Raw genomic sequence first — 866 nt, 5'->3', positions numbered from 1 at the left:
ATGCGATGAACGAAGGGATGTCAGCGATGGGCAGTGACACCCGTCAAGGCGTTGAAATGGCGGTTAACATTATTAATGGGCTAATCACGGGCGACATGACAGGGGCTGTTGCGGGGGCATTAGCACCGAAGATAGCCACCATAATCAAACAACAGACAGAAGGAAACACCGTCGCCAACACAATTAGCCATGCTATACTGGGCGCAGTAGTTGCTGAGCTACAAGGCAACTCAGCCTTAGCGGGAGGTTTAGGGGCAGCAGCGAGTGAACGTAGTGCTGAAGTCATAGCGGGCATTTTATATCCGGATAAAGCAGTCACAGAGTTATCGCAAGAAGAGCGACAAAAAATCAGCGCACTATCCCAACTAGCTACAGGTCTTGCCATCGCAGCATCTGGTGGAGATATCCAAGATGTGAATACGGGGATTGCTGCGGGGAAAAATGCGGTTGAGAATAATAATTTAGCTAAAGCTACGTGGTATCTAGTACGCCCAAGTGAAATTGGCGTAAGAATTTCGGTTTGCGCAAACTATGTTGCTGGAACAGGTTTAGCTGCATTATTAGGTATATCTGTGGTTAATAGCCTTAGTGAGAATGATAAAACTAATGCTATTAATGCGATTAGAAGTGGTGATTCATTTGCTATAGCTAGTTTGACTGAAGAACAAATAGATTTTCTAAATAAAAATAAAAATGATTTTCTTATCGCTGATTTTGCAGACAGAATACCGCTAATTCATGGGCAAGAAAGTAATTCAAGTACTTCACAAAACAACGGCGTTGATGGCTCTTCAGACAGTAATAATATTGCTGGCTCTGGAAGTGTTGTCGCTGGAGGAGCCCCAGGATTACCGCCTGATGATGAC

1 protein-coding gene is annotated in these 866 nt (G+C 44.3%); it reads left to right on the top strand.

Translation table 11 applies throughout. The features are described from left to right. Positions 1 to 26 precede the first annotated feature (26 nt). Positions 27 to 866: VENN motif pre-toxin domain-containing protein (locus A9G47_RS04820; RefSeq protein WP_176700657.1), on the top strand; the 840-nt coding region annotated here is incomplete at its 3' end.

This window comes from Gilliamella sp. WF3-4, from assembly GCF_001690275.1.
GTDB classification, from domain to species: domain Bacteria; phylum Pseudomonadota; class Gammaproteobacteria; order Enterobacterales; family Orbaceae; genus Gilliamella; species Gilliamella apicola_C.
Note: the sequence above shows the minus strand (reverse complement) of the source record. Positions and strands in the feature narration are given on the sequence as shown.